The organism is Pseudomonas sp. 43A, assembly GCF_013363935.1.
Taxonomy (GTDB): Bacteria; Pseudomonadota; Gammaproteobacteria; order Pseudomonadales; family Pseudomonadaceae; genus Aquipseudomonas; species Aquipseudomonas crudilactis.
In genome coordinates, this window is sequence record NZ_CP054880.1 from 4,746,629 (window position 1) to 4,771,804 (window position 25,176).

Genomic DNA, 25,176 nt, shown 5'->3' on the forward strand with positions numbered 1-25,176 from the left:
TGCGTAGCCTGAAAGAGTGTCTGAGGGTGTTGCTTAAACGGCGGTGTTTAAACCACCAACAACTCAGGGATCACGCCGTCCCAATGTGGGAGCGAGCTTGCTCGCGAAAGCGGTGTGTCATTCGAAGTATTTATCGACTGATACGACGCCTTCGCGAGCAAGCTCGCTCCCACAGGGGATCAGTGCTGTATTTGAGATTTGCGCAGGGATTCAGCTAGCCGGGATATCCAGCGGCGCCGCCATGAACTGGCTGATCCGCGCGCGCAGCCATTTCTCCGCCGGGTCATTGTCGTGCACCCCGCTCCAGGCCATCGACAATTGCGCCGCATCAATCGGGAACGGTGGATCTTCGGCACGCAAGGCACAGCCCTCAACCAGCGCACACGCGGCGTAATCCGGAACCGTGGCGATCATTTCGGTGCCGGCGAGCAAGGCGCGCAAGCCGCTGAATTGCGGCACGCCCAACACCACGCGACGCGAACGGCCGACCTTGGCCAGGTCCATGTCGATGTTGCCGCTCAAGTCGCCGGAGAACGACACCATCGCATGCGGGCGCTCGCAGTATTCATCGAGCGTCAGCGGCCCCGGGCGGTCATCGCCGCGCAGGACTTTGCAGGGAATGTCGCGCAGTTTTTTGCGCTTGGCGTTGGCCGGCAATTCAGTGGTGTAACTGACGCCGACGGAGATTTCCCCAGAGGCCAACAGTGCCGGCATCAACAAGTAATTGGCGCGGCGCACGACCACGACAATCCCCGGCGCCTCTTGCTGAAGCTGGCGCAGCAGCGGTGGAAACAGGCCGAACTCGGCGTCGTCCGACAAGCCGATACGAAACACGTCGCAACTGCTCGCCGGTTCGAACTCCTTGGCCCGGCTGACCGCGCCGGAGATGACGTCCATCGCCGGTTGCAGCTCCTTGAGAATTGCCAGCGCCCGCGCGGTCGGTTCCATGCCGCGACCGTTGCGCAGCAGTAATGGATCGTCGAACAGATCGCGCAACCGCCCCAAAGCAGCGCTGACGGCCGGTTGCCCCATGAACAGCTTTTCGGCGACGCGGGTCAGGTTTTTTTCGAACATCAGCGCTTCGAAAATCACCAACAGGTTCATGTCAACGCGACGCAGATCGTTACGGTTCATGGGCACGGATTCCTTAAGGCCAGCCAGACGCAAGTGCTACGCACTTTACGCGATCTACCGGCCTGTGGGCGCGACTCCAGCATGGAATTAACAACGATTAACTCGTCAGCCTCCCGCCCCCGGCCAACAATGAAACCCTCTGCGCAGCGTTGTTTTTTTGACCTGAGGGGATGCGCCGACCGTGCATTCCCCATCGACACGGACTTTGGCCATGGCTCACTTACAGCACAGCGTCGCCCTCGCCCCTGCCAGCGAACCGCGCAAGACCGGAATCGGCGGGCTCAGCCCACAGCGCGAACGACAGGTCAAACAACTGATCCTCGAACGCCTGGGCGAAAGCCTTGAGGTCACCGAACTGGCCCGCGCCTGTTCACTGTCACGCAGCCACTTTTCCCGCGCCTTCAAATGCAGCACCGGATTATCGCCGCAGGACTGGATTCGCACCCAGCGCCTGGCGCGGGCCAAGCTGTTGATCCAGCACACTGACTTGAGCCTGACGCAAATCAGCCTGGAATGCGGGTTCTGCGATCAGGCGCATTTCTGCCATATGTTCACCCGCAGTGAAGGCATCAATCCGTTTGCCTGGCGCTGCCAGATCATGCGTGAACCGAAAGCTCACCGTTTACAACCTGCCGTGTTTTGAGCCCGGCAACCGTTGCACTGACGCTCAAACCTGAGGATTATGCCGGGACACCCCGGAATAGAAGGCCTGCGCACGCGCTCGGCCCTACTCCGCTCTGTCCGTCGCTGCACCGCAGGAGTGAGCTGTTGAGTCTTTCCCCGAATCAGGCCCTCGGTTTCGGCCCCTATCGGATTCATCCCGGACAAAGACGGGTGCTCGAAGGCGAGCAGCCGTTGCGCCTCGGTCGACGGGCGATGGACATCCTCCTGATTCTGCTGGCCCATGCCGGCGAAGTGGTGAGCAAGCAGCAATTGATGGCCGGGGTCTGGCCGGACAGCGTGGTCGAAGACATCAACCTGCGCGTGCACATGGCGGCGCTGCGCAAGGCGCTCGGTGACGGTCAGGCCGGCCAGCGCTACATCATCACCGTGGCGCAACGCGGTTACAGTTTTGTCGCACCGGTTTTACTGGAATCCATGGAGGAGCGTCCTGTGGGCGATGCTGGCGGTCGGCACAATCTGCCCTTGCGGCGCACGCGGATGATCGGCCGCCAGCCGCTGGTCGACAGCTTGATGACGCAGTTGCCGCGCCAACGCTGCATCACCCTGGTCGGGCCTGGCGGGATCGGCAAGACCACCGTGGCCTTGCGCGTGGCCGAGCAGTTGATCGGGCACTATCGCGACGGCATTCGGCTGGTGGACCTGGCACCGCTCAACGATCCGCGGTTGATTTACTCGCACCTGGCCGCACTGCTCGATCTGGCGTTACTCGAAGGTGATCCACTGGCGGCGCTGGTCAATGGCCTGCAACAGCGGCAAATGCTGTTGCTGCTCGACAACTGCGAACACCTGATCGATGCCGTCGCGGCGCTCAGCGAGAGCATTCTGCGCGGCGCGCCGAAGGTGCATATTCTCGCCACCAGCCGCGAGAGCCTGCGGGCTGAAGGCGAATACGTGCAGCGTCTGGATTCCCTCGAATACCCGTCGATGCCGGCGATATTGAATCGCGAGCAAGCGCTGAGCTTCTCGGCGCTGCAACTGTTCATCGAACGGGCCACGGCCGCGCAGGAAAGCTTCGAACTGAGCGATACCCAGTTGCCCCAAGCGATCGAGATTTGCCATCGGCTCGATGGCATTCCACTGGCGCTTGAACTGGCGGCAGCGCAGGTCGCCGAACTCGGTCTGGACGGCCTGCTGAGCCAATTGCAGGGCCGTTTGCCGCCGCTGGCAGCGGGCAATCAAAGCAGTCTGGAGCGCCACCTCACCCTGCGCGCCACGCTGGACTGGAGTTTCAATCTGCTCGACCACTGCGAGCAAACCTGCCTGCGTCGTCTGGGCGTGTTTCGCGGTGGTTTTACCCTGGAGTCGGCGGCGGCCGTAATCGTCGGCCAACAGATCGACCCCGGTGTGGTGTTTGTGTCGATCACGCAATTGGTGGCCAAGTCCCTGCTCGCCGTCGAAGTCGGTGACGAGGACGTGTTCTACCGTTTGCTCGATACCACCCGACGTTACGCGCTGGAAAAACTCGATCACGCTGCCGAATGCGAAGAAACCCGCGAACGGCATGCCGAACGCTGTCTGGCGTTGATGCAGCAGGCGCAGAACGATTGGCAGAATACCCCGACGCTGTTGTGGATTGATCGCTACGCCCGAGGACTGGAAGATTTGCGCGCAGCGCTGGACTGGAGCCTGAACGGTGTCGGCCCCGGGGGTCTGGGGATTCGACTGGCGGCAGCGTCGGCGCCCTTGTGGCAAGAGTTGTCGCTGCTCAAGGAGTACGGCGGCTACGTACGCCGGGCGCTGAGTCTGCTTGATGAACTCGGCGAACCTTGCCCGCGCCTGAAAGTTGCGCTGAAACTGGCCCTCGGCAGTGCCTGCTATCACACGTGGGGTGGCACGGCGGAAACCATCGAAGCTTTCGCCGAAGCTCGCCAGTTGGCGCATGAACACGACGACGTTGCCGGGCAATTGCGCGCAGTTTCCGGGCACATGGCGGTCAACCTCAGTTGCGGGCACTACCGCATGGCGCTGGCACAGAGCGAGCACTTCGACCGCCTCGGCCTGCACGGCGACCCGCTGTTGTCACTGAGTACCCATCGCTTGCGCGTATTGGCCCTGCATTATGCCGGCGACCAGTTGCAGGCGCGCATTCACGCCGAACAGGTCCTCCAGCGCATGGCGCAAAGCGGCCATGTCAACCGCTTCACTCATGGCTTTGGCGTGCAATACGACCAGAGCGTCGCGTCGCTGACGGTGCTGGCACGGGTCCTATGGATGCAAGGCCTGCCGGAACAAGCCTGGCACACGGCGCGGCAGGCCCTGGACATTGCCGTACAGATCGACCATGGCACCTCGATTTGCTACACCCTCGCGCTGGCGAGTTGCCTGATCGCTCATTACAACGGTGATCAACAAAACGCCCGGGCGCTGTTGCAGTTGTTGCTGGAGCAGTCGCAGAAACATTCAGTGCTGCTGTTCAACACGTGGGCGCGGCACTACGCGCAGGTGCTCGATGCGCCCACCATCACGCCAGTGCCGAAGGACAGTAGCGGGCTGATTCGGGAAATCATGGTCACGCTGGATGGCCGTTTTGTGGATGACGCGCTGCTTGAGCGGGCGCTGAGTGGTGATGCCGGGTGGAGCACGGCGGAGATCCTGCGGGCTCGAGCGGATGCGTTATTGAATGAAGAGATGGTTTGTCTGGGCGGGCCTCTTCGCGAGCAGGCTCGCTCCCACATGGGTTCTGAGCACACCAAAAATCTCTGTGAGAGCGAGCTTGCTCGCGAAGAGGTTCTCCTAAACGCCACCAATATTCAGCAAGCCGAAGCACTCCTGCAACAATCCCTGACCATCGCCCGCACCCAAGGCGCGCTCGCCTGGGAACTGCGCAGCGCTACGTCATTGGCGCAACTCTGGCAGCGCCAATCGCGCTGTCGCGAGGCGCTGGATTTGCTCACTCCGATCTATCAACGCTTCACCGAGGGCTACGCGACCCCGGACTTGCGCAAGGTGCGCTTGCTGATCGACGAACTACGCCAGCAAGTGCACGTCTGAGGTTCGGCGAATCCGCTTGATGTAACGCGCATGCCGGCGTTCAAGCTCAATCCCTTCACCGCTGCGCTCAAGTTGCCCGCGGGCATAGCAGCGAGTGGTGTTGAGCATCCGGTACCGGCCTGTACTGCCGCCCCGCTCCACCGTCAACAACGACTTCAGTGCCAGACCTTCGATGATCACGGCGAGCCGCTGCGGCGCCAGTTGCGGGCAACTGATCACCGCCAGCGCCGCCTCCAGCGTAAACGCCATTTTGAATACCGATAGACGCTGCAGTACGCGTTGCTCCTGTTCACTCAAGCGCTGATAGCTCCAGTCGAATGCCGCCTGCATCGATTGATGCCGTGGCACAGCGGTGCGCCGGCCATGACTGAGCACTTGCAGGCCGTGGGCCATTTGCGCCTGCAAGCCGACCAATGCCAGTGCATCGATCTGCGCCGCGGCCAGCTCGATCGCCAAGGGCAAACCGTCGAGTTGCCGACAGATCTCGACCACAACTTTGACGTCCTGCTCGCGCAGGCGGAAATCATGCTGTCGCGCCCGCGCACGGCTGACGAACAACTGTACCGACGAATGGCCCATGGCTTCCGTGATGCAATCGGCCGTCGAGCGTTTCGGAATGGCCAGCGGTGGCACGTACTGAAGCGTTTCCAGACTGACGTGTAAAGCTTCGCGGCAGGTGGCGAGAATCGACAGTCGAGGCGCGACTTCGAGCAACGTTTCAACCGCTGCTCTGCAAGCGTCGCGGTGGTGGTCACAGTTATCCAGCAGCAACAAGGCATGGCGAGTCGAGAGCCCGGTCATATCGCACTCCAGGATGCGCAGCACCTGATCGAGGAGCGACGTGTCGCCGTCGATCAAGCTCAGATCGACCTGCCACACGCCATCTCTGTAGTACTGCAACAGCAGCTCCGCGACCCGCAATGCGACAGTGGATTTACCCACCCCGGCCGCCCCTGTGACGGTCATCAGCCGACACAGCGGCATTTTCCGCACCAACCCGCCGACCAATGAGTCGCGTCCGGCAACCGGGGTCAGTCGTGCGGGCAAATTATGCCGGGGCGTTTGCAGCCCCTCGAAGACCACCTGCGCGGCGCTGTCGCAACGCACCGGGGCAATAAAGCTGTATCCGCATTGCGGCACGTTGACGATGTAGCGCTGACCGTTTTCGCCGTCACCCAAGGCCCGCCGGAGCGCAGCGATGTGCACGCGCAGGTTGATCTCTTCGACCACCGACGTCGGCCATACCAGAGCGATCAATTGCTCCTTTCTGACCACTCGACCGGCACGCTCGACCAGCACCTGCAAAATGTCCAGCGCACGACCGCCCATGCGCAAAGGCCGATCTCCGTCGAGTATCAGCCGTTGCCGCAGGTGGAAGGCGTAGGGGCCGAAATGCAGCACCGACGCCGTGTTCAAATCGATGAGGCTATCCATGCCAACTATCTTGGCAGCCTCAGATGACGCGACAACTGCTACACGGGGCGCAGCACGGACATCCGGGTGCACCAGACGGACATAACCGCTCTAGCTGAACTGTTCGCGGTATTGCGCGGGCGTCAGGCCGAGCTTTTCAGCGAACAGAGAACGCATGTGCCGGACACTGCCGAAGCCGCTTTTGTAAGCCACGGTTTTAAGCGGCAGATCGCTGGTTTCCAGCAGATTTCGCGCGCAGTCGATGCGCGCACTTTGTAAAAACTCCATCGGCGTCATATTGATGTCGCGGGTGAACACCCGCGCGAAGTGCCGCGCACTCATATTGGCAATGGCTGCCATGCGTTCGACCGTGAACGCTTCGTCGATATGTTCCAGCACGTAGCTTTGCGCACGGGTGATCGGCGTTTCCTGCGGTGCCACAGCGGCCATCAGCGGACTGAACTGGGCCTGCCCGCCCTGCCGTTTCATCACCACCAGCAGGACTTTGGCCACGTCCTGAGCGAGTTTCTTGCCGTGATCGCGAGCGATGACAGCGAGCGCCATATCGATCCCGGCGGTGACACCGCCCGAGGTGATCAGATTGCGATCTTCGACATAGATCTGATCCGTGGTGACATGGGCTTTCGGAAAGCCCTTGATCAGGCGTTCGGTGTAATTCCAGTGGGTGGTTACGCGGTAACCGTCCAGCAATCCGGCATGGCCCAGCACAAAGGCGCCGGTGCAGATCGAACCGTAATACTCGACGCGCTGGACCGCGCCCTTGAGCCAGGCGAACAGCGCCGGAAACTGTTGGTTGTAGGCACCGGGGCCGCCCGGCACCAGCAACAAGTCATAGCGCTCGCCGTCGGCATCATCAATGGCCCGATCGGCATGCACCAACACGCCGTTGGATGCCCGAAGTGGGCCACGCTCGGTGCCAAGCGTGATCAATTGATAATGCGCTTCGGCTTTCAGGTAGCGGTTGGCAACCGAAAAAACCTCCAATGGCCCGGCCATGTCGAGCAGAAGAAAGTCGGGAAACAGCACCATTGCCACGGTTTTCATGGGCAGACATCACTTAAATCAAGGAGACATGAGACAGGCCAGACATTATGGCCAAGTACGACATTGAGGGCGCAAGAGTTTGTGCGAAGCGCATCGCATAACTGTCAACCTGATCGGGACAGTCTTTCAATTTTCATCTACTTATTGCGCCGATCAGTAAACAGTAACCTTCTCCTCACTCGGACGAATTCACGTCCTGCAAGGAGATTTCATCATGCTGACCCTTCGCAAAGCCTCCGATCGTGGCCTCGCCAATCATGGCTGGTTGAAGTCCTTTCACACCTTTTCCTTCGCCAGCTATCGCGACCCTCGCGAACAGGGTTTTTCCGACCTGCTGGTGATCAACGATGACCGCGTTGCTGCCGGTAAAGGTTTCGGCCAGCACCCGCATCGCGACATGGAGATCTTTTCCTACGTGCTGGAAGGTGCGCTGGAACACAAGGACACGCTGGGCACCGGCTCGGTTATCCGCCCGGGTGACGTGCAATTGATGAGCTCCGGCAGTGGCGTGGCACACAGTGAGTTCAACCATTCGGCGACCAAACCGGTGCACTTCCTGCAGATCTGGATCGTGCCGGAAGTCAGCGGCGCCAAACCGCGCTATCAACAAGAGCATTTCAGCGCCGGGAAAAAACGCGGTCGTTTGCAGTTGATCATTTCGCCGGACGGCAACGACGGCTCACTGAAAGTACGCCAGGACGCACGGGTGTACGCCGGGCTGTTCGATGGCAAGGAAAGCGCCACGCTGGAACTGGCGGCCAACCGCTACGCCTATGTGCACGTTGCAAGCGGCAGTGTTGAACTCAATGGCCAGCCATTGCGCGAAGGTGACGGCGTGCGGGTTCGCGAGGAACAGTTGCTGACCTTGAGCAACGGTGTCGATGCCGAAGTGCTGGTATTCGACCTGCGGCCGCAGGAATTGCCAGAGATGCCATAACGCTGCGTTTCAACGCCCACAAAAACGGCCTTCTTTGAAGGCCGTTTTCTATTGTGCTGATTCGGGTGCTTGTTGCGAAGCAGGTCTTGGTGCGCCTATATCCTTACCTACCTGAATCGCAGCGAGTGTCGTCTGCAAGGTGGTTAACACCGCTGCCTGATTGGCAAAGTGCGCCCCCACGACGACGGTGATCATTCCGAGAAAATGGACGGCTGTCGTCGCCCAGTAATGCGCCTTCACTGTCGAGGCTTGTTTGATGGCTTCTTTTGAGTCTTCGGCGATTTTTTGTACGCCGTCCCACATCAAATCGTACCGTTTGTCCCTCTCCGCCTGAGTCAAAAGATAAGCATCGATTTTTGCCGACACACCCTCGAACCGAGCATCCATCCTCGTCTCAATGGTCTCGATCCTGGCATTGAACTCTTCACGGCTTATAGCGTTCATGGTTTGAGCATTCCGACCTTTACTCGATAGATCACTGATTGGATTTTTACTGAATTCCGTGGTTCTCAATTCGGCACCTTCCTGGGTTTACCAATACCTTCCCTGGTATCAATATCAGTGCGAGCCCTGCGCCCCTCACCGACATGCCGAAACAATAGGCCCCATCCAACAGGCTCACAAGCCGGGAGGTTCTGCCTCTGGTGTAGGCCGTTTCGTCAGAGGTTGTAGCCCTGCCAAAACAGCATCTACCTACTCATTCTCCGACGCGAACACGTCGACAATCTGCTCAATCACCGCCCTCACCCGCGCGGTATGGCGCAGGTCCGCATGGGTTACCAGCCATACCTCATACGGGAGCGGCGTAGTGCGCTCCGGCCAGAGCCTGATCAGGCCATCGCGCGCGCCCATGTACACCGGGATTTCTCCTACACCCAACCCTGCGGCAATCGAACGACGGACGAGCAAACTGGAACTGAGGCTGGCGACGATCCGACCGCGACTCATTGGCTCCGACACCAGCGTCAGGTCCTTTTTGCCTTGCAGATACGGTTGATAAACCACCAGGTCATGCCCTTCAAATGCCGTGCCCGGCGGCGGTACTCCATTGGCGTCTATATAGGCTTGAGAGGCGAACAGCCCCACTGGCCATCGGGCAATTCGCCGGGCGATCAGGTCAGGGTTGTCCGGCCGGGTGTTGCGCACGGCGATATCCGCCTCACGCTTGGCCAGGCTAAGGATTTGCGTGGACGCATCCAGTTGCACTCGCACGTCCGGGTGCTGCTCGTGCAAACGGGCAATCGCCGGGATCAGAAAATCGATGGCCAGCGAATCTGTGGTGCTGACGCGTACAGTTCCAGTCAGGCGATCGTCCAGGCCTTGAATCTGCCGCTCCAGTTCCAACGCCGAATGCTCCATCTTCTCCACGCTTTTGAGCGCCGCTTCGCCGACGGCCGTCAACGCGTAGCCGTCGGAGGTGCGTAAAAACAACGTCGCGCCCAGAGACTTTTCCAGCGCCGAGATCCGCCGCCCGACGGTCGCCTGATCGACCCCCAGAATCCGTGCGGCCCCGCGCAGTGTCGATTCGCGGCAAACGGCGAGAAATACCCGTGCGTCATCCCAATTCATGCTGTCTCCCAATGATGCAAATTCGCATCGCTGTGCCGCTTAATCGCTGCATTAACGCAGCAACGATAGCCGATATGCTGAACGCCATAAACCTTCCGCGAGATCGCTATCATGCGCACTTCAACCTCCACCGGTATCTGGTTGCCGATCTTTGCTGGCCTGTGCGCCAGCCTGGTCAGCATCGGGCTGGCGCGTTTCGCTTACACGCCGTTGATTCCTTCGCTGATTGAAGCGCAGTGGTTCAGCGCCAATGATGTGGTCTACCTCGGTGCGGCCAATCTGGTGGGCTACCTGATCGGCGCGCTGCTCGGCCGGCCGACAGCGCGCCAGCTCGGCAATAAAAATGCCTTGCGGTTGATGATGCTGATCGTCACCGCCGCATTTTTTGCCTGTGCATTTCCCTTGTCGGTGAGCTGGTTCTTCGGCTGGCGGCTGCTGTCGGGGATTGCCGGTGGCGCGATCATGGTGTTGGTGGCGGCGACGGTATTGCCGCATGTTCCAGCCGCACGCAAAGGGTTGGCCAGTGGCGCGATTTTTCTCGGCATCGGTCTCGGCATTGCCGGCTCCGGGACGCTGGTGCCGCCGCTGTTGAGCCTGGGTTTGCAGGCGACATGGCTGGGTCTGGGCGCATTGGCCCTGTTGCTGACTGCACTGAGCTGGTTCGGCTGGCCGTCTGATGTCCTGCACCCGGTCGTTGCACAAGAAACAGTGTCTGCAGAACCGACACCACGCGGTGTGTACTTGCTGTTCGCTCAATACGCCTTTATGGCCGCAGGCCTGGTGCCCGCCATGGTGTTTCTGGTGGATTACGTGGCGCGTGGACTCGGCGCCGGGGCGCATGTCGGCGCGTTGATCTGGGTGATGTATGGCTTGGGCGCTATTGTTGGTCCGGTGAGTTATGGCTTTCTCGCCGATCAGCTTGGCGCGCGATCCGGCATTCGTCTGGTGCTGGTGGTGCAAGCGATTGCCCTTGGGCTGCTGGCGCTGACTCACTCTTTTCTGGCGTTGGCGTTGCTGGCGGTGATTCTCGGTTCATTTCCGCCCGGCATCGTGCCGCTGGCGCTGGCGCGAGTGCATGAGCTGGTGCCGGAGCACCATCGCCAGCAAATTGCCTGGAGCCGTGCCACGGTGTCGTTCGCTACGTTTCAGGCGCTGGCCGGATTTGCCTATTCCGCGCTGTTCAATGCCAGCGGCGGCCACCACGCGTTGTTGTTCGTTATTGCCGCTGGTGCGATCGTCGTGGCGCTGCTGCTGGAGCAAGCCATGAAATGGCTGCCCGCCCCGGTTGAGCCGCGCTGCTGCGCAAATTGAAGGGAATCATTGCCTGCTCGGCAGGCTCCCACTAACACAACTCAAGCCAAGAGAAACGATATGTCCCTGCCCAATGAAATGACCCGAATCGAAATTACCGAACCTGGAGGCCCCGAAGTCTTGCAACCGCGACGCGTGCCGCTGCCGGTCGCCGCAGATGGCGAAGTGCTGATCCGCGTGCACGCCGCCGGGATCAACCGGCCAGACGCCTTGCAGCGAGCCGGCAAATATCCGATGAAACCCGGCATGAATCCAATCCCCGGACTGGAGGTTGCCGGCGAAGTCGTGGCACTCGGGGCGGGGGTCAATCAATTCGCCGTGGGCGACAAAGTCTGCGCGCTGACCAATGGCGGCGGTTATGCCGAATACTGCGCAGTTCCGGCCGGCCAGACCCTGCCGATTCCCGCAGGTCTGGACTGGGTGCAGGCGGCGGCAATCCCGGAAACGTTCTTCACCGTGTGGGCCAACCTGTTCGGCCTTGGCGGCGCCAGCCGTGGTCAACGCGCGCTGATTCACGGTGGCACCAGCGGCATCGGCACTACCGCACTGATGCTCTGCCGCGAATTCGGTATAGAAGCGTTCGCCACCGCCGGTAGCCCGGACAAATGCGCAGCGATCAGCCAGCTTGGCGGCTTGCCGATCAACTATCGCGAGGAGGAGTTTGCCCAAGTCATCGCCGATAAAACCGCAGGCCAGGGCGTCAATGTGATTCTCGACATCATGGGCGGTTCGTACCTCAACGCTAACGTCAGCGCTCTGGCGATGGATGGCCGTCTGGTCATGCTCGGTTTCCTCGGCGGTGCGCGGGCCAACGACTTTGATCTGTTGGCAATGATGGCCAAACGCGCGGTCATTACCGGATCTCTCCTTCGCGCCCGCAGCGCTGCCGAAAAAGCCGCGATTGCCGATCAACTGCGCGAGCACGTTTGGCCGGCGCTGGCTGCCGGGCGCTGCCTGCCGATGATCGACAAGGTTTATTCACTCAACGACGCGGCTCAGGCCCACGCGCACATGGAGGCTGGCGACCATATCGGCAAGATCGTGCTGCAGGTCGTGTGAGTCTTTGCAGCATTTGGTAATCGTTGCGCCGGGGCGGTGGTCGAAAAGTTCACGCGCAGGCCGAGCCATCTGGTAAAAAGCGTTCTTTGGCTGCGCCTTGGTGAAACGTTTAATGTTCCAGTCCTTCATGACGCGTCTACGACGCCGCCGTTTGGCGTTCGCCTGCATGGCCGCGCTGATTATCGGCGTGCCGGCGAGTTGTGGTGTGCTGCAACACACCGAGCGCAAATTGCTGTTTCGCATTGAGCCGGGCACCGCTGGCTGGTATCACGGCTTGCCCGGCAGCGTGCAGGAACTCGACCTGCAACCGAAGAGTTTCAAGGCCGGGCAGAACATTCATGCCTGGTGGTGGCCAGCGGAAAAAGCCAATGCGCCGGCCATTCTTTATCTGCATGGGGTGCGCTGGAATCTGACCGGGCAGTTGTTCCGCATCGAACAATTGCGCGCGGCAGGTTATTCGGTACTGGCCATCGATTACCGTGGGTTCGGCCAGAGCAAAGGCGACTTGCCCTCGGAAAGCAGTGTTTACGAAGATGCGCGAGTGGCGTGGGAGCGTTTCAAGCTGCTGCAACCGGACCCAGCCAAACGGCTGATCTACGGACACTCTTTGGGTGGCGCTGTGGCCATTGATCTGGCCGCTGAACTCGGGCAGACCGCCGCACGCGATCATTCCGCGCTGCCAGTGCGCGGGCTGGTGATCGAATCCACCTTCACCACGCTGGCCGATGTCGCTGCCTCCGTGGCCAACACGTCACTGCCGGTGCGCTGGCTGCTGTCGCAGAAATTCGATTCGATCGACAAGATCGCTGATATCCACATGCCGCTGCTGGTGGTGCACGGTCTGGCTGACGCATTCGTGCCACCACGTTTCAGTGAGCAATTGTTCAACGCTGCGCAACAACCCAAGCGCCTGCTGTTGGTGCCAGGGGCAACGCACAACAACAGCATGGCATTGGGCGGGCAGAATTATCGCAAAGCGCTCGACAGCCTGATGCAGAGCAAGCCCGTCCCTCGGGTGGCCGGGCCGACAACCGTGCGCAGCGGCCGGGACACTTAGCGGTAGCCGCGAGCCTGCAAATCGAATAATTGCGCGTAATGCCCGGCAGCGGCGACCAGTTGATCGTGACCGCCCTGCTCGAGGATTTGGCCGTGTTGCAGGACGATGATGTGGTCAGCATTGCGCACGCTGGAAAAACGATGGGAAATCAGCAAGGTCATGCGCCCTTCGCTGTGCTGGCTGAAATGCTCGAATACCGCCGCTTCAGCTGCCGGGTCGAGCGCCGAAGTCGGCTCATCGAGGATCAGAATGTCGGCCTCACGGCGCATGTACGCGCGGGACAAGGCAATCTTCTGCCACTGCCCGCCAGACAACTCCTGGCCACCGGCAAACCAGCGTCCCAATTGCGTGGCATAACCCTTGTCCAGTCCTTCGATAAAGGGCGCCGCCATCCCTTGGGCAGCCGCCTCTTTCCAGCGTTGCGAATCGTTGAACGCCAAGGTATCGCCGACGCCGATGTTTTCGCCGACGCTGAACTGGTAGCGGATGTAGTCCTGAAAAATCACGCCAATTCGTCGACGTAACGCGGTTTCCTGCCAATCCTGCAAATCGCTGCCGTCGAGCAGGATGCGCCCTTGATCGGGACGATAGAGCCGGGTCAGTAATTTGATCAGCGTGGTCTTGCCTGAACCGTTCTCGCCGACCAGCGCCATGCTCTGGCCTGGCACCAGTTGCAGGTCAATGTTTTCCAGGGCCGGTCGACTGGCACCCGGATACCGGAAACCGACGTTCTCGAAACGCAAACCATCGCCCGGGCAGGCTCCGATCGTCAGGTGGCCGGTATCGACCTGCACCGGTTCGGCCAGGTATTCATAAAGACTCGTCAGGTAGAGGCCATCTTCGTACAAGCCGCTGATCGCACTCAGACTGCTGCTCACCGCGCTTTGGCCTTGCTTGAACAGCACCAGATACATGGTCATCTGGCCGAGGCTGATCTGGCCGTGCACGGCATCGATCACCACCCAGGCATAGGCCACGTAAAAAGCCGCAGTGCCGAGCAGGCCGAGACCGAAACCCCAGCCGTCGCGCCGCAACGTCAAACGGCGGTCTTCGGCATACAGCCTGGCGAACGTGTCGCGGTAACGTTGCAGCAACAGCGGTGCAAAGCCGAACAGCTTGACCTCTTTGATATAGGTTTCGTGGGACAGCAAGGTTTCGATATAGCTCTGCTGTCGACTCTCTGGTGCGCGGCGGGTGAACAGACGAAAGGCGTCACCGGAAAAATGCGCCTCGGCAAAGAACACGGGCAACGCCCCCACCACCAACAGCACCAGCGCCCAAGGAGAGAAATGCACCAGCAGCACACCGAAGCTGATCAACATGATCAGGTTTTGAATCAAGCCCAACGACTTCATCACCAGCGCCAGTGGCCGGGTCGAAGCCTCGCGCCGGACACGCACCAGTTTGTCGTAGAACTCGGAGTTCTCGAACTGCACCAGTGACAGGGTCTGCGCTTTTTCCAGGATCAGCGTGTTGACCTTCTGCCCGAGCTGCACCCGCAGCAGCGACTGCTGCACCGACAGTGCCCGTTGCGTGCCGGACAACATTGCCAACACCCCCGCCTCCAACAATACGTAACGCAACACGGGCCACAGCGGTGCACTGCCGTGTTGCGCGTGCAACTGCATCGCGGCAACCACGGCATCGACAATCCGCTGCCCCAGCCATGCCGCCAGTGCCGGCAGCAGCCCGGCCACCAACGTTGCCAGCACCAGCCCGAGAAACAAGCCACGCGATGTCCCCCAAACCAAGCGCAAGGCTCGCTGCGCCTGATCGAACAAGGAGGTGAAACGCGATAGATCAGGCATGGGGCATTGGGCTCGGCAGGTGATGGCGGTGCGTTATGGTACTCCAGCGCTACGACTGAATTTCACACGACGAGCGCGTTATCGTCGACGCGCTTTTCAGAACAAAAACATCTGGAGGACTCAGGCCTTTCCGACGTCCAACGCTCTGCTATGTTTTAACCGCCCTACGCGGAACCCGGCGAACCCCCGCCACGCTCCGCGCCTGACTGCCGGGAGCAGAGACATGAGAATCAACCCGTACCTGATCTTCAATGGTGACTGCCGCGAGGCGTTCACCTTTTACGAGCAAGCCTTGCAAGGAAAGCTCGAAGCGATGATGACGTTCGGCGAAACACCTGCTGCCGAGCATGTGCCCAAGGAACATCATGGTCTGATCATCCATACCTGCCTGAAGGTCGGCGATCAGAGGATGATGGCCTCGGACACCACACCCGACCGCCCCACCCAGGGCATGAGTGGCTGCTCGATTTCGCTGAACGTCGACAGCATTGCTGAAGCTGAGCAGGTGTTTAACGCTCTGGCCAAGGACGGGCGCATCGATATGCCGCTGGAAGCGACCTTCTGGGCCGCACGTTTCGGCATGCTGGTGGATCGCTTTGGCGTGGCGTGGATGGTCAATTGCGAGAGCGAAAAGTAACGCTGAGATTTCGTCAGCCATGAAAAAGCCCAACCTGAAAAGATTGGGCTTCCTGCGTTATCGCTGGGCCAGTTCGTGGCGTACGCATTGTTCGTAATAGGTCTGTTTGACCGCCGCCGGCTTGAGCTTCGACGTGCTGTTGTAGGTTTGCTCGGTAATCCCCATCGCGGTCATGCGCATCCACGGTTGCTGGAAGCGGCGCACCTGCAATTGTTTGCGTGCGCCGTACAGCGAGACGCCCGACAACTTCGATTGCTGGGCACCGGCAGCAATGTCCGAGCCCCAGGTGCAGGCAAAGCGATGGCTTTTGCTCAGTTCTTTTGCCTGCACTCCCACCGCGAAAACAGCCAGGGAAAGCGTTGCAACGGTGATGACAATCGTCCGCATAGAGCCAACCTAACCTTTTGAAAAAAGGCGATTTTGCCGGGGAAGCGAAAAGCCGGGGGCCAGCAATTTGCCGCCTTTCGCGAGTTTTTTACGGACGTAAAAAAGGGCGGTGGGATTTCCTTATGAAATCCCACCGCCCCTGGCCTGACGATCAGTTGGCGCTGACCTCAACGTGCAATCGATCCGCGCCCTCCTCCCGACAATAGATGCGAACCGGCAAAAACACCTCGATCACCGCGATATTGCTGTGCAGATGCTCGGTCATGCGCGGCGTAGTGAAGGAGCCACCACCGGCCAGCGCCATTGGCAACAGCAACTGATCGGCAAGGTGCTCGGCGACCGCAGCACCACTGCGCAACCAGTCGGCGGCCTGATTGATCGCGGCGTCGGCTACTTTTTCTGCCCGTAACGACACTTGACCAAACGCGCTGAACACCTCGGTGACGTGCTCGAATGCATACTCCAGCAACAACACATTGCCCGGCCCCCGCGCCGGATCGAGCGTGACATGTTGCAGCGCCGCAGGCGGCAGACTCAAACGCTTGGCCACCTGGCTCAACTCACGTTCGGCCACCGTCGGTGCCAGCCCGGCAGTCAGCGCCGATGCCTGTTGCGAAATCGCCTCGCCGCGTTCACACAGGTCCAACCGCGTCAGGTTCGACGGCTGCACGTTCACTTCAATCTCACCACCGCCTGCCGGCACAAATCCATGTCGCACCAAATCCAGCTCGACGTTGGCGCCCATACGCCGTAGCAGCGGCAGCCAACTGCGCGTGAGAAAGTCGGTCGGCGGCGCCAGCGGATTATGCGTGCCACCCGAGATGCGCACCCGGCTCGCCTGCGCTGCCCGCAACAGTGCCGGCAACAAAGTCTGCAACACCAGCGTGCAACTGCCGGCCGTGCCGATGGCGAACTGATAATCGCCAGAGCGAATCGCGCCGGGTTCAAAGCTCAACGCTTGCGAGCCCAACTGCGCACCGGAAACCGTCGCGCCGCAGACCTCAGCCGCCGCCATGACCGCCGTCAAATGTTGCCTCAGCAGTCCCGGACGGCTGCGTTTGGCGCGAATCTGTTTAATGCGAAACGCCCGGCCTGTCACCATCGACAGGCTCAAGGCACTGCGCAATACCTGGCCGCCACCGATGGCGCCGTCCAGTTCTATCACTTCCTGTTTCATTGCATTCCTTACGCGTATCGCCCGACGGTATCCCTGAGGTACCGATCCAGACGTCGCGAGTCTTCCTGAGTTCTGAGTAATGTGGGCACTTCGCGCTCAAGTTCAGCGGCGATGAACCCGTGCAGCGCCGGACGACGCGGCCCGTAGGCGCTCTCGTCGGCATTGCGTTTGAGGGCGAGCAGTTCGTCGACTTCAGCGAGCAACGCGCGGTCGTCGACGGTGGTCAGCAGGTCGGCGAACGTCATCGGCGGCCGCCCTCGGCCCTGATCAATCCAGCGCACCGCCAGCAGTGGCCGCAGCACGTAGAAGTACTTCTTGAAACGGACGGTTTCACCTTGCAGGTAACCGCGAAAGTTCTTCTTCGCCATCGACAGATAGTGATTGCGCGCCGCTGGCGGGCTGTAGAACGCTTCGGCGAGTTCGCGCAGCTGTGCCACCTGAGCGGTTTCTCTGCGATAAACCAGCGGCGAGTCGAGCCACTCCAATAACGTCGGATTGGATTTGCGCAACAAACCGAGGGTCTTGCGCAGCTCCCAGCCACTGACGTCGAGTTCATCGTCCAGCGGACCTTCGATCACATCACGCGGCGTATCGACCTGGACGAACCACTCGGGCTTCTCCACATAAACAAACCGCACGTCGTAATCGCTGTCGGTGGAGGCAAAACCCCAGGCCCGGCTGCCGGACTCGCAGGCATATAAAACGGTGACATTGCGTTCGCGCTCTATGCGCGCCAGCTCTTCCAGTACCCGCGCACGCATCGTGGCGCACAGCGGATGACGCTCTTGCAGTTCCATGACCTGCTTTCCTTTTATCCTTTGACGCACACCACCTGACGCAAGGTGTGCAGCACTTCCACCAGCTCACGCTGGGCGTGCATGACTTTGTCGATGTCCTTGTAGGCCATCGGAATTTCGTCGATCACCGCTTCGTCCTTGCGGCACTCGACATGGGCAGTGGCGCGGATCTGATCCTCGACGGTGAAGGTGTTCTTGGCCTTGGTGCGGCTCATGGTGCGGCCGGCGCCGTGGCTGCAGGAGCTGAACGACTCTTCGTTGCCCAGACCGCGAACGATGAAACTCTTGGCGCCCATCGAGCCCGGAATGATCCCCAACTCGCCCTTCTTCGCCGACACCGCGCCTTTGCGGGTGACCAGCACCTCTTCACCAAAATGCCGTTCTTTCTGCACGTAGTTGTGGTGGCAGTTGACCGCTTCCAGCGCCACTTCAAACGGCTTGCGAATAATCTGTCGCGTCGCCTGAATCACTGCGCGCATCATCAGCTCACGGTTTTGCCTGGCGAAGTCCTGCGCCCAACCCACCGCCTCCACATAATCATCAAAGTGCTGACTGCCTTCTTCGAAGTAGGCCAGGTCACGATCCGGCAGGTTGGCGATGTGCTGACGCATATCCGCCTGAGCCATCTGGATGAACAGGTTGCCGATAGCGTTGCCGACGCCGCGCGAGCCACTGTGCAACATGAACCAGACCCGGTTGGCTTCGTCCAGGCACACTTCGATGAAGTGGTTGCCGCTGCCGAGCGTACCGAGGTGCCCACGGTTGTTGGTGTTGGCCAGTTTCGGGTACTTGTCGGTGATCAATTTGAACCGAGGCTGCAGCCCCGCCCAGGCCTGATCGGCTTGCTGCGGGATTTCATCCCAGGCGCCCTTGTCGCGTCGCGAACGGTTTGAACTGCGGCCATGCGGCACGGCTTGCTCGATGGCGCTGCGCAGACCGAGCAGGTTGTCCGGCAAATCAGCGGCGGTCAGCGAAGTACGCGCGGCGATCATGCCGCAGCCGATGTCGACGCCGACCGCTGCCGGAATGATCGCGCCGACTGTCGGGATCACGCTGCCGATGGTCGAGCCCTTGCCCAGGTGCACGTCCGGCATGACCGCCAGATGTTTGAAGATGAACGGCATTTTCGCGGTGTTCATCAACTGCTCGCGGGCCTCGTTTTCCACCGGGACGCCTTCGGTCCAGAGTTTGATCGGTTTGCCGTTGGCGACTTCGAGCAGTTGGTAAGTATGTTCTTTCATGTCTTCATTCTTTATTCATTGGCCGATGATTCGGCGTAGTTCTATAAGTCGCAGCGACAAAAACACAGGCACTGTGGCTCTGCCAGTTGAGCCCCCGTTGCCGGGGCGGGAGTCGAACCCGCGTTCCGATGGAGTACCTGTCGCATTCGCTGCCAATAACTGCAAAAAAGGTGGCACGACAAAAGTTGATGACTGTTGCGCGTTGCCGCGCTCCGGACTTAACCGGCCTTGGATGTAAAGCCATCAGGCATTCGTGCCGTCACTGGCGCTGACAAGGGCTTGATGAGACGTCTTGGATGTAGTCCCATCGGCATTCAGCGCCGGTGATCAATCAATTCATGACGCGCTTTCGATCGCCTCGACCCAGTGCTGCGCACTGTATTGGCCGCTGGTGAACTGCTCGATCACGTCGAACACCGCATCGCTGAAACCGCCGACATTCAAGATGTCATCGCGATCCGCCGCCTGTGTTGCAGGGCCTGGCTGGATGTCGATGCACACCAGCCGAGCCTGTGGGTTGAGCTTCTTGATCCGCTCCCATTGACGCATCGTCTCGCTGGCACCGCGACGCTGCGAATCGATCCACGATTCGTTGTCCGAGACCATGATCAACGTATCGACCCTGGCCTCGCTGTCCGCCAACCTCTTCAGCGGTGCCGAGCAGTTGGTGCCGCCGCCAAAAATGCCGGCGAGCTTCTCGGCATTGCTGATCACACTGTCACGCGGATTGAGCTGGATACCTACCACGTTGATCTCGAACGGCATCACCCGGGCAGCCGGCTGCTTGCGCAATACCGCTGCAGCCACCAGCGCCGCCACGTCGATGCAGCGCACCTGCGAGGTCGCACCAGGGCGATAACCGGTCACCGGGCTGCCCATCGAACCCGACACATCCGGGCAAACCACCACCGCGCCCTCAAGCTTGGGCACGTTGGCCAGCGACAACTCCAGCGCCTCCTGCAAGGCTTCGCGGATCGCCGCCGGGGTGGTTTCGCCGATCATCCGATAAGCCGACAACAACTGGTACGGATACACCCGCGCCTTCGCCACTTCCTGTGGATCAGCCAACCGCGCCGCGACATATTCGATGCAACCCGGTACTTCAAACGCGCCGTGGCGCGCCAGACTGTTGAGGTTGATGCGCAATCCCTGCCAGCCCATGTTGCGGGCTTGATTGGCCCATTGTTCCTTGCTCAGTGTTTCGTTGCCGAGCAACTGAAACGGCACCGCCGGCACTTCATCACTCGCGCCGCTGCGAAACGCCAGCAAATCGCGGGTCAGCTCGGGCAAGGCCTTTGCCTCCACCGGTTTGCCAATCAACCAGGCGAAAAACGCTTCGCGCCACGCTTCGGCAGGCTTTGGGTGAACCATCTTCACCACGTCCGCCAATGACGGTTGATTGCCAATCGACGCTTGCAGCAGTTGCCGCTCGGTCGCGCTGTTCAGCCAGTTCTGCACCAGACGCTTGGGTTGCGAGCCAAGGGATTTACGCCCGGTGGCACCACTACGGAGGATCTGTACAAAGTTGCGCAGCATCTTGCCGCTGTCGATCACTTGCTCGAAAACCTCTGGCACCAGACTTGAGCGCTGCGCGGTCAATGCCGCCAGCAACAATGCCGGCATGTCTTTCATGTGACCTTTCTTGCGAGCGTAGATCGCGGCTTTCGCCACGAAGCGATTGTCCAGTTCGGCCACCAGTTTCAACACTTGATCCAGCTGACTTTCTGCGGAGGCGTAAAAGGTCTGGTTCAGGCAACCGGTGACGGCCAATTGCGCCAGTTGGTGCTTCGGGCTGTAGGCATAAGCGCTGGCACCGGAGGCATTCAAAGTATCGCAGGCCGGCAGGTGATTCGATTGCGTGTTAAAGAGATTTGAGTTGGCCATCTTGGCGTCTCGCTGTGTTGTCCTGTTCGTTGCGATAGGTAATGCAGCGGCTGTGCCAGTTTTTTTATTTTCATCGAAAAATATTTATATCTTATTGATTTATATAGATTTTATTTAATCATCCGTTTTTCATCGAATGAATTGACGACAAGACTCTCACCGAATATTTATCATTGGGTATCGTCTTTTATCTTTTGAGATAAACATGCCAAACAAGCACACCGTCGCTATCGGTTTTATCGGCGCCACCCTCGATCGCGTCGGCAAAGGCGCCAATCGCTGGAGCCATTGGCGCCCCAGCGTTGGCTTGTGCCAACAGCAAGACGTGCTGATCAACCGGCTCGAGTTGATTCACGGCATCGACGCCCGCGACGTCAGCCTGGCCGAGCGGGTGCGCGCCGACATCCAGCAGGTTTCGCCGGAGACCGAGGTGCGCTTGCACCCGATGTCGTTGCGCAACCCATGGGATTTCGAAGAGGTCTACGGTGCGTTGCACGACTTCACCACCGCCTACGATTTCGACACCGAGCGCGAGGACTACCTCGTCCACATCACCACCGGCACCCACGTCGCGCAGATTTGCTGGTTCCTGCTGACCGAGGCGCGCTATCTGCCGGCGCGGCTGATCCAGACCTCCCCGGCCAAGCGCAACGAAGGCGATCACGCCATCGGCACTCACGCCCTGATCGATCTCGACCTGTCGCGCTACGATCGCATCGCTTCGCGCTTCGCCAACAAGCGCCTCGAAGGCCTGGAGTTCTTGAAGTCCGGCATCGCCACACGCAACGCCGCTTTCAACCGCTCGATCGAACAGATCGAGCGCGTGGCCGTGCGCTCGAAGGCGCCGATGTTGCTGATCGGCCCGACCGGCGCCGGCAAATCGTTCCTCGCCCGACGCATCTACGAACTGAAACGCAGTCGCCACCAAATGCAGGGACGTTTTGTCGAAGTGAACTGCGCCACCTTGCGTGGCGATGGCGCGATGTCGGCGTTGTTCGGTCATGTCAAAGGTGCCTTCACCGGCGCACAGAACGCCCGTGACGGCCTGTTGCGCGCTGCCGATGGCGGCATGCTGTTTCTCGATGAGATCGGCGAGCTGGGCGCAGACGAACAAGCGATGCTGCTCAAGGCGATTGAAGAAAAACGCTTCTTTCCGCTGGGCTCGGACAAGGAGGTCGAAAGTGATTTCCTGATCATTGCCGGCACCCACCGCGACCTGCGCAGCCGGGTCGCTGACGGCCTGTTCCGCGAAGATTTGTACGCGCGCATCAACCTGTGGACGTTTGACCTGCCCGGCCTCGCCGGCCGCCGGGAGGACATCGAACCGAACATTGATTTCGAGCTGGAACGTCACGCCCGCGAACACGGGCAACTGGTGCGCTTCAACCTCGAAGCCCGGCGCAGTTATCTGGCGTTCGCCAGCTCTCGTGAGGCGGCGTGGCTGGGCAACTTCCGCGAACTGTCGGCCTCGATCACGCGCATGGCGACCCTGGCCGACAGCGGACGGATTGATGAGGCGCAGGTGCAGGAAGAGATCGACCGGCTGCGTTATGCCTGGGGCTTGGCGCAACCGCAGGCGATTTCAGGAGAGTTGCCGGGGGACGCCGAAACCATGGATCTGTTTGACCGCTTGCAATTGAAGGCAGTGATCGAGGTATGCCGGCAGGCAGACAGCTTGTCCGATGCCGGCCGCCAACTGTTCGGAATTTCGCGCCAGGCCAAGGCACAACCCAATGATGCCGATCGACTGAGGAAATACCTCGGCCGATTCGGGCTCGAGTGGGGCCAGATTATCGAGCCCAAGTGAGGCGAACTTTAGCGACAGACCGCCCGTCCAGCAGCGGGCACCTTTGCTTGCCGGGCGCTTCCAATGAATCACCATCCGCTTGAACCGGAAGACGCCCATCATGAACAGCAAAATTGCAGCAATCACCCTGGCCGGCCTGCTCGCGGCCTGCCCGCTTTTCGCCTCGGCAGCCGCGAAGACCGCTGACGAGTCTGCCGCGCCACCGACCGCGCTTCCCGGCGTAAACCAGGCCGGCAAAGCTCAATCCAATGCAGACAAGGCCGACAAGAAAGGTGAAGAGGCGTCGGGCTCGAATTCCGGCGCCGAGTCGCATGAAACGGCAAAAGATGCCGCTACTTCGAGCGACTCGGAAGACCTCGGTAAATCGCCGAAACCTTGATCAGGGTTCTACGGTGGTGGTGGCTGCACATCCTTGAACGTCAGCCCGACACTCCCGGTGATTTGCCACGGGTTGGCAGCGCCATGCTCGCTGAACGACACATGGTCGAACAGCGAATCCTTCAACCCGTCGATCTGCGCTTTGGCCGGACCACTGAAGCGCACGCGCTCGAACACTAACCCCTGATGCCAGGCATTGTGCTGACTGTCACCCTTGACCTCGATCGCCTTGCCTTGAGCATTTTCCACGCTCACGTCGGCGACGCGGATATCGCGGAACTGCCCGGGAATGGTTGAGCGCTGGTAATCCAGCTTGGCGTTCGGATCGTTGTAGTCAAGGGTAAAAATGAACGCCTGCTTGAGCGTATTGCGGATCGCCGAGTCGCGGAAGATCACGTTACGCGCGCCGCCGCCCATGAAGTTGGTGCTCTTCATGCGCAGGCCGGCATCGGTGCCATCGGAAACGTTGTCTTCGGCGAGGATGTTTTGAATCCACGCGCCGGTATGGCTGCCGGCAACCACCATGCCGTGGCCCTTGCGGAAGTAGTTATTGAAGATCCAGGCATCTTCCTGCGGCTTTTGCTGCACGGCATCAGCCCCGGTGCCCGCAGCAAAATTGACGCAGTCATCGCCGGTATCAAAGAAGTTGTTGAAGACCATCGCGCCCTTGCTGTTGGCGAATTCGATGCCGTCGCCGTTATTGGCGTCGTAGGTTTTATGCGTGGTATTGGCCAGCACTACGTTTTCGGTTTCCAGGTTCATGATTCCGTGGAAGGCCGGGTTCACCACGGTGAAGCCGCCGTAGAACACATTTTTTACGTTGCGCAGGGTGATCAGCGACGAGCGCATCTGCCCGTAGGCATCCTTGACGTTCATGCCGCGCGCGACCGCTTGCTCGACTTGCGCCTTGGCCAGAATGCCGTCCTGCTGGTAGCGGGTGTTGTCGCTGGGCAGGTAGAACGGCAATGGCTGACCGCGCTCGTCGACGACATCGGCGTGGCGCTTCCAGCCGTTGCCGTCAATCGTGCCTTTGCCAACGATGCGGATGTTTTCGAACGACTGGTGCTGCCGCGGATCGCGCGGCAAGGCATTGATCAGCGACGCCGGGCGCACGGTGCTCGAATAGGGATACTGGATGTAGCCGGCCAGCGGATAGTCTTCGGCACGCTCGGAACCCAACAGCGTTGCGCCCTCGGCGATTTCCACGGTGATGTTGCTCTTCAGGTAGAGCGCCCCGCTTTTGTAGGTGCCCCTGGGCAACAACACTTTGCAGCCGGGGGTGCAGGCATCGATGGCGTTCTGGATCGCCAGGGTATCGAGGCTTTTGCCGTCAGCCTTGGCGCCATATTTCCTCACATCGAAGACGGCCGCGACCTTGCTCGTCCGTTGCACAACGGGCGGGCTGTCGGCCGACTCCTTGCCATCGGTGCCCACCGAACGCACGGTGAACCGATAGGCCGTATCCGGTTTCAAGCCTTGTGCGGTGTAACTGTGAATGCCGATGCGATGGTGAAAACCAGCGACATCCTGTTCGTAGAAGCGGTCGATGTAAGGTTTGGCCGGCGAGACGCGGTCATTGTTGGCGTTGCTGCCGCCCAGCAACACACCGTTGGCGTAGACCCGGTAGTCGCTGATATCGGCGTGATCGGCGGGCTTTTCCCAGACCAGGATGATCTGTTGATCATCGAAGGCCAGGGTCGGCACCTGCAGTTTTGCCGGCGCCTCCAGCGCCCACGACGGCACGCTGCAAACCAGCGTCAACGTGGCTGCGAGCGACAAAGCCAAAGGCTGTTTGCGCTGCGTCGGAACAACATATCGATAAGGCATGAGCACTCCTTGT

Annotated in this window: 21 protein-coding genes; 9 read left to right on the forward strand and 12 right to left on the reverse strand. The window is 60.3% G+C overall.

What is annotated here, in order from left to right; translation table 11 throughout:
* Nucleotides 1-210: 210 nt before the first annotated feature.
* Nucleotides 211-1,134, reverse strand: a complete 924-nt coding sequence (locus HUW52_RS20760) for a LysR family transcriptional regulator (RefSeq protein ID WP_095111654.1) — start codon at nt 1,132-1,134, stop codon at nt 211-213.
* Nucleotides 1,135-1,345: 211 nt separating this feature from the next.
* Here HUW52_RS20760 and HUW52_RS20765 point away from each other — a divergent pair, with 211 nt between their 5' ends.
* Together HUW52_RS20765 and HUW52_RS20770 are read left to right on the forward strand one after the other, a co-directional pair.
* Nucleotides 1,346-1,777, forward strand: a complete 432-nt coding sequence (locus tag HUW52_RS20765; protein ID WP_175554769.1) for a helix-turn-helix domain-containing protein — start codon at nt 1,346-1,348, stop codon at nt 1,775-1,777.
* Nucleotides 1,778-1,902: 125 nt separating this feature from the next.
* Nucleotides 1,903-4,809: a winged helix-turn-helix domain-containing protein gene (locus HUW52_RS20770; RefSeq protein WP_175554770.1), complete on the forward strand. Its 2,907-nt coding sequence runs from the start codon at nt 1,903-1,905 to the stop codon at nt 4,807-4,809.
* Here HUW52_RS20770 and HUW52_RS20775 read toward each other — a convergent pair.
* Entirely contained in the window at nt 4,786-6,243 is a 1,458-nt protein-coding gene (locus HUW52_RS20775; RefSeq protein WP_175554771.1) for a winged helix-turn-helix domain-containing protein, read from the reverse strand. The genes HUW52_RS20770 and HUW52_RS20775 overlap by 24 nt on opposite strands.
* Before the next feature lie 90 nt (nt 6,244-6,333).
* Nucleotides 6,334-7,287 (reverse strand): GlxA family transcriptional regulator, encoded by a 954-nt coding sequence (locus HUW52_RS20780; protein WP_175554772.1) that lies wholly within the window; start codon nt 7,285-7,287, stop codon nt 6,334-6,336.
* A gap of 214 nt (nt 7,288-7,501) precedes the next feature.
* On the opposite strand from HUW52_RS20780, the gene HUW52_RS20785 reads away from it, so the two are divergent.
* The gene (locus tag HUW52_RS20785) at nt 7,502-8,224 is read left to right on the forward strand and encodes a pirin family protein (RefSeq protein WP_175554773.1); all 723 of its coding nucleotides are present in this window, start codon (nt 7,502-7,504) and stop codon (nt 8,222-8,224) included.
* Nucleotides 8,225-8,272: 48 nt separating this feature from the next.
* Here HUW52_RS20785 and HUW52_RS20790 read toward each other — a convergent pair whose 3' ends face one another.
* Together HUW52_RS20790 and HUW52_RS20795 are read right to left on the reverse strand one after the other, a co-directional pair.
* Complete coding sequence (locus HUW52_RS20790; protein WP_175554774.1) at nt 8,273-8,668, reverse strand: hypothetical protein; 396 nt, start codon at nt 8,666-8,668, stop codon at nt 8,273-8,275.
* A gap of 249 nt (nt 8,669-8,917) precedes the next feature.
* Nucleotides 8,918-9,793 carry a LysR family transcriptional regulator gene (locus HUW52_RS20795; RefSeq protein ID WP_175554775.1) on the reverse strand — a complete coding sequence of 292 codons (876 nt, stop codon included), beginning with the start codon at nt 9,791-9,793 and terminating at the stop codon, nt 8,918-8,920.
* Between the two features lie 111 nt (nt 9,794-9,904).
* On the opposite strand from HUW52_RS20795, the gene HUW52_RS20800 reads away from it, so the two are divergent.
* The 3 genes from HUW52_RS20800 (at nt 9,905) to HUW52_RS20810 (ending at nt 13,220) form a co-directional block, all read left to right on the forward strand.
* Nucleotides 9,905-11,104, forward strand: a complete 1,200-nt coding sequence (locus HUW52_RS20800; protein WP_175554776.1) for a YbfB/YjiJ family MFS transporter — start codon at nt 9,905-9,907, stop codon at nt 11,102-11,104.
* 60 nt (nt 11,105-11,164) lie between these two features.
* Entirely contained in the window at nt 11,165-12,163 is a 999-nt protein-coding gene (locus tag HUW52_RS20805; RefSeq protein WP_175554777.1) for an NAD(P)H-quinone oxidoreductase, read from the forward strand.
* A gap of 112 nt (nt 12,164-12,275) precedes the next feature.
* The gene (locus HUW52_RS20810) at nt 12,276-13,220 is read left to right on the forward strand and encodes an alpha/beta hydrolase (RefSeq protein WP_175554778.1); all 945 of its coding nucleotides are present in this window, start codon (nt 12,276-12,278) and stop codon (nt 13,218-13,220) included.
* Here HUW52_RS20810 and HUW52_RS20815 read toward each other — a convergent pair.
* Nucleotides 13,217-15,028: an ABC transporter ATP-binding protein gene (locus tag HUW52_RS20815; protein ID WP_175554779.1), complete on the reverse strand. Its 1,812-nt coding sequence runs from the start codon at nt 15,026-15,028 to the stop codon at nt 13,217-13,219. The two genes, HUW52_RS20810 and HUW52_RS20815, sit on opposite strands and share 4 nt — an antisense overlap.
* Nucleotides 15,029-15,251: 223 nt before the next feature.
* Between HUW52_RS20815 and HUW52_RS20820 the strand changes: the two genes are divergently transcribed.
* Nucleotides 15,252-15,665, forward strand: a complete 414-nt coding sequence (locus HUW52_RS20820) for a VOC family protein (RefSeq protein ID WP_175554780.1) — start codon at nt 15,252-15,254, stop codon at nt 15,663-15,665.
* A 57-nt stretch (nt 15,666-15,722) separates the two neighbouring features.
* Here HUW52_RS20820 and HUW52_RS20825 read toward each other — a convergent pair whose 3' ends face one another.
* The 5 genes from HUW52_RS20825 to HUW52_RS20845 all read right to left on the reverse strand — a co-directional run bounded on the left by HUW52_RS20825 (nt 15,723) and on the right by HUW52_RS20845 (nt 21,151).
* The gene (locus HUW52_RS20825) at nt 15,723-16,052 is read right to left on the reverse strand and encodes a hypothetical protein (protein WP_016987808.1); all 330 of its coding nucleotides are present in this window, start codon (nt 16,050-16,052) and stop codon (nt 15,723-15,725) included.
* A 151-nt stretch (nt 16,053-16,203) separates the two neighbouring features.
* Nucleotides 16,204-17,229: an RNA 3'-terminal phosphate cyclase gene (gene rtcA / locus HUW52_RS20830; RefSeq protein WP_175554781.1), complete on the reverse strand. Its 1,026-nt coding sequence runs from the start codon at nt 17,227-17,229 to the stop codon at nt 16,204-16,206.
* Between the two features lie 8 nt (nt 17,230-17,237).
* Nucleotides 17,238-18,026 carry a nucleotidyltransferase domain-containing protein gene (locus tag HUW52_RS20835; protein ID WP_175554782.1) on the reverse strand — a complete coding sequence of 263 codons (789 nt, stop codon included), beginning with the start codon at nt 18,024-18,026 and terminating at the stop codon, nt 17,238-17,240.
* 14 nt (nt 18,027-18,040) lie between these two features.
* On the reverse strand, nt 18,041-19,267 hold the full coding sequence (locus tag HUW52_RS20840) for an RtcB family protein (protein ID WP_150729427.1): 1,227 nt from the start codon (nt 19,265-19,267) through the stop codon (nt 18,041-18,043).
* A 336-nt stretch (nt 19,268-19,603) separates the two neighbouring features.
* The gene (locus tag HUW52_RS20845) at nt 19,604-21,151 is read right to left on the reverse strand and encodes an RNA-binding protein (RefSeq protein ID WP_175554783.1); all 1,548 of its coding nucleotides are present in this window, start codon (nt 21,149-21,151) and stop codon (nt 19,604-19,606) included.
* A gap of 205 nt (nt 21,152-21,356) precedes the next feature.
* Here HUW52_RS20845 and rtcR point away from each other — a divergent pair, with 205 nt between their 5' ends.
* Together rtcR and HUW52_RS20855 are read left to right on the forward strand one after the other, a co-directional pair.
* The gene (gene rtcR / locus HUW52_RS20850; RefSeq protein ID WP_175554784.1) at nt 21,357-22,958 is read left to right on the forward strand and encodes an RNA repair transcriptional activator RtcR; all 1,602 of its coding nucleotides are present in this window, start codon (nt 21,357-21,359) and stop codon (nt 22,956-22,958) included.
* A 100-nt stretch (nt 22,959-23,058) separates the two neighbouring features.
* Nucleotides 23,059-23,337 carry a hypothetical protein gene (locus tag HUW52_RS20855; RefSeq protein WP_008079695.1) on the forward strand — a complete coding sequence of 93 codons (279 nt, stop codon included), beginning with the start codon at nt 23,059-23,061 and terminating at the stop codon, nt 23,335-23,337.
* A gap of 8 nt (nt 23,338-23,345) precedes the next feature.
* On the opposite strand, the gene HUW52_RS20860 is transcribed toward HUW52_RS20855, so the two are convergent.
* Nucleotides 23,346-25,163 (reverse strand): glycosyl hydrolase family 28 protein, encoded by a 1,818-nt coding sequence (locus HUW52_RS20860; protein WP_175554785.1) that lies wholly within the window; start codon nt 25,161-25,163, stop codon nt 23,346-23,348.
* Nucleotides 25,164-25,176 lie beyond the last annotated feature (13 nt).

Bases quoted from the DNA above. Each gene is read 5' to 3' on its own strand.
- HUW52_RS20860 (WP_175554785.1), bottom strand. From the start codon at position 25,163: ATGCCTTATCGATATGTTGTTCCGACGCAGCGCAAACAGCCTTTGGCT.
- rtcR (WP_175554784.1), top strand. From the start codon at position 21,357: ATGCCAAACAAGCACACCGTCGCTATCGGTTTTATCGGCGCCACCCTC.
- HUW52_RS20775 (WP_175554771.1), bottom strand. From the start codon at position 6,243: ATGGATAGCCTCATCGATTTGAACACGGCGTCGGTGCTGCATTTCGGC.
- rtcA (WP_175554781.1), bottom strand. From the start codon at position 17,229: ATGAAACAGGAAGTGATAGAACTGGACGGCGCCATCGGTGGCGGCCAG.
- HUW52_RS20765 (WP_175554769.1), top strand. From the start codon at position 1,346: ATGGCTCACTTACAGCACAGCGTCGCCCTCGCCCCTGCCAGCGAACCG.
- HUW52_RS20795 (WP_175554775.1), bottom strand. From the start codon at position 9,793: ATGAATTGGGATGACGCACGGGTATTTCTCGCCGTTTGCCGCGAATCG.
- HUW52_RS20780 (WP_175554772.1), bottom strand. From the start codon at position 7,287: ATGAAAACCGTGGCAATGGTGCTGTTTCCCGACTTTCTTCTGCTCGAC.
- HUW52_RS20760 (WP_095111654.1), bottom strand. From the start codon at position 1,134: ATGAACCGTAACGATCTGCGTCGCGTTGACATGAACCTGTTGGTGATT.
- HUW52_RS20800 (WP_175554776.1), top strand. From the start codon at position 9,905: ATGCGCACTTCAACCTCCACCGGTATCTGGTTGCCGATCTTTGCTGGC.
- HUW52_RS20810 (WP_175554778.1), top strand. From the start codon at position 12,276: ATGTTCCAGTCCTTCATGACGCGTCTACGACGCCGCCGTTTGGCGTTC.
- HUW52_RS20785 (WP_175554773.1), top strand. From the start codon at position 7,502: ATGCTGACCCTTCGCAAAGCCTCCGATCGTGGCCTCGCCAATCATGGC.
- HUW52_RS20790 (WP_175554774.1), bottom strand. From the start codon at position 8,668: ATGAACGCTATAAGCCGTGAAGAGTTCAATGCCAGGATCGAGACCATT.
- HUW52_RS20855 (WP_008079695.1), top strand. From the start codon at position 23,059: ATGAACAGCAAAATTGCAGCAATCACCCTGGCCGGCCTGCTCGCGGCC.
- HUW52_RS20840 (WP_150729427.1), bottom strand. From the start codon at position 19,267: ATGAAAGAACATACTTACCAACTGCTCGAAGTCGCCAACGGCAAACCG.
- HUW52_RS20805 (WP_175554777.1), top strand. From the start codon at position 11,165: ATGTCCCTGCCCAATGAAATGACCCGAATCGAAATTACCGAACCTGGA.
- HUW52_RS20845 (WP_175554783.1), bottom strand. From the start codon at position 21,151: ATGGCCAACTCAAATCTCTTTAACACGCAATCGAATCACCTGCCGGCC.
- HUW52_RS20825 (WP_016987808.1), bottom strand. From the start codon at position 16,052: ATGCGGACGATTGTCATCACCGTTGCAACGCTTTCCCTGGCTGTTTTC.
- HUW52_RS20815 (WP_175554779.1), bottom strand. From the start codon at position 15,028: ATGCCTGATCTATCGCGTTTCACCTCCTTGTTCGATCAGGCGCAGCGA.
- HUW52_RS20820 (WP_175554780.1), top strand. From the start codon at position 15,252: ATGAGAATCAACCCGTACCTGATCTTCAATGGTGACTGCCGCGAGGCG.
- HUW52_RS20835 (WP_175554782.1), bottom strand. From the start codon at position 18,026: ATGGAACTGCAAGAGCGTCATCCGCTGTGCGCCACGATGCGTGCGCGG.